Below are 2,469 nucleotides of genomic sequence, written 5' to 3' on the forward strand. Positions count from 1 at the left end.
TCGCTGCACTGCGAGCGGGTCAATCCCTACATCGAGCTGGAGGGCAGCCCGTTCTACCTGGTGCGCGAGCGGCAGCCGTGGGCCGCGCCCCGGGATGCCGAGGGCCGGGAACTGCCCCGCAGGGCCGGCGTCAGCTCCTTCGGGCTCGGCGGGGTCAACGCCCACGTCGTCCTCGAGGAGTACGTCGCGCCCGACGGCGCCGGGACGCCGGCCGCGCCCGCGGCACCGCTGCCCGTGGTGCTCTCCGCGCGCCACCCCGACGTCCTGCGCGACCTGGCCGGACAGTGGGTGACGGCGCTGCGGCGCGGCGACCACCGCGACGCCGACCTGCCGTCGATCGCGTACACGTCGCTGACCGGACGCACCCCGATGACCGAGCGCCTGGCCGTCCTCGCCGACGGCGTCGACGACCTGCGGCGGCACCTGGAGGCCTGGCTGCGCGGGGAGTCCGGCCCGGCCGTGCGCACCGGCCGGGCACGCCGCGGCGGCGACACGCCGGACGCCGTCGCAGGCCCGGAGCCCGGCCCGGCCGACGGCCCGGTCCGCCGGGACTGGGACCGCGCCCTCACCGCCTGGCTCGACGGCGCCGACGTCGACTGGGAACGCTGGTGGGCCGGGCCCCGGCCGCGCCGCGTCCCCCTGCCGGCCTACCCGTTCCGGCTGCGGCGCTACTGGATCGACACCACCGCCCCCGCCGGGGCGCAGGCCGCCGCGCCGCACCCGCTGCTGCACACCAACACCTCCGACCTGACCGAGCAGCGGTACACCAGCCGCTTCACCGGGCGGGAACCGCTGCTGGCCGGCCACCGCGTCCGGGGCGTGCCGGTGCTGCCGGGCGCCGCCCAGCTGGAGATGGCGCACGCCGCCGCCCGGCTCGCCTCCGGCGACGACGCGCGGGCCTGGTCGCTCGGCCAGGTCGTGTGGACCCGCCCGCTGACCGTCGAACGGCCCACCGACGTCGACGTGGCCCTGGCGGCCCGGCCCGACGGCAGCCTGTCCTACGAGGTGCGCAGCCGCGGCGCCGACGGCACGGCCGTCGTGCACGGCCACGGACGGCTGCACCGCCGCACGCCGGCGGCCGGGGAACGCCTCGACCTCCCGGCCCTGCTCGCCCGCTGCACCGGCGAGGAACTGGACGCCGGGGCGGTCTACGAGCGGTTCGCCCGCCGCGGCCTGGAGTACGGGCCCGCGCTGCGCGCGCTGCGCCGCCTGCACGGCGGCTCGGGCCTCGCGGTCGCCCGCCTGGAAGCGCCGCCGTCCGCGCGGCCGGCCGGCACCGGCTGCGTCGTCGACCCGGGCCTGCTGGACGCCGCCCTCCAGGCCACGTCCGGACTGTTCCCCGACGACGGCGCGGCGGGCACCGCGCTGCCCTTCGCGCTCGGCGCACTGGAGGTGCTGCGGCCCACCCCGGCGTCCGGCTGGGCCGTCGCCCGGTTCGCCGCGGACGACCGGTCCGGACCGGTGCGCCGCGTGGACGTCGACGTGTGCGACGACGACGGGGAGGTGTGCGTCCGGCTGCGCGGGTTCACCGCCCGCGCCCTCGCCGCGCACGACCGGACCGGCGACCTGCCCGGTGACCGGGCAGGCGCCCCGTCGGGCCGCCCGTCCGGCGATCCGGCCGGCGCCGGACGGGAGCCGCGGCCCGCACCCGCCCCGGCAGCCGGACACGAGGCGGACGGCGGCGCCGACGACGACACCTACCTGCTGCACCTGATCGAAGCCGTGTCACGCCAGGGCCTGAGCGCGGACGACTTCAAGCGGAGCCTGAACGGAGCCAGGAAGTGACCACATCCATCGAATCCCTCGACGACCTGCACGCAGGCATCCGCGACGGGCGCATCGGACAGGCCGAGGCGCTGCGTCTGATCCGCGCCCTGCGGCACCGGCCGGCCGCCGCGCCCCGGCCCGGCACCGACCCCCGCGAGCTGCTCGAACGCGTGTCCGGCATCGTGCTGGAGAAGGTCGCCGGGCTGCTGAAGGTCGACGTCGGGGAACTGGATCCGGACGTCGCCCTGAGCGAGTACGGCCTGGACTCGATCGTCATGAGCCGGCTGGTCAGCGAGCTGAACGAGGTGCTGGGCCTGGAGCTGATGCCGACCGTGCTCTTCGAGCACGCCACCGTGAACGCCTTCGGCACGCACCTGGTGGACACCTGCGGCCCGGCCCTCGCCGCCCGCCTCGGCCGGCCGCGGCCCGCCCGGGACACCGCCCCCGCCACCCCGGCCCCCACCGCGCAACCCGCACCCGGGGACGGGCCCGCACCCGGGGACGGCCTCGGAGCCGAGCCCGCCGACCCGGCCCCGGCGGGGGGACGGTTCGCGCCCCGCCCGACGGCCGCGGCCGCCACGGCCGCGCCGGACGGGCCCTCCGTCGCCGAGCGGGCCGCCCCGCCGGTCGCGGGGGAGCGGACCGGCGAGCCCATCGCCGTGGTGGGCGTCAGCTGCCGCTTCCCGCAGGCCGAGGACCTGC

2 protein-coding genes are annotated in these 2,469 nt (G+C 78.7%); both read left to right on the top strand.

Features of this window, described 5'->3' with window-relative positions; genetic code table 11:
* Positions 1-1,785: polyketide synthase dehydratase domain-containing protein (locus tag ACIBAI_RS28895; protein ID WP_399038778.1), on the top strand; the 1,785-nt coding region annotated here is incomplete at its 5' end.
* On the top strand, positions 1,782-2,469 hold a 688-nt coding region (locus ACIBAI_RS28900; RefSeq protein WP_399038779.1), incomplete at its 3' end, for a phosphopantetheine-binding protein. The genes ACIBAI_RS28895 and ACIBAI_RS28900, both read left to right, overlap by 4 nt.

It is taken from the genome of Streptomyces sp. NPDC051041 (assembly GCF_044456065.1).
Lineage (GTDB): Bacteria > Actinomycetota > Actinomycetes > Streptomycetales > Streptomycetaceae > Streptomyces > Streptomyces glaucus.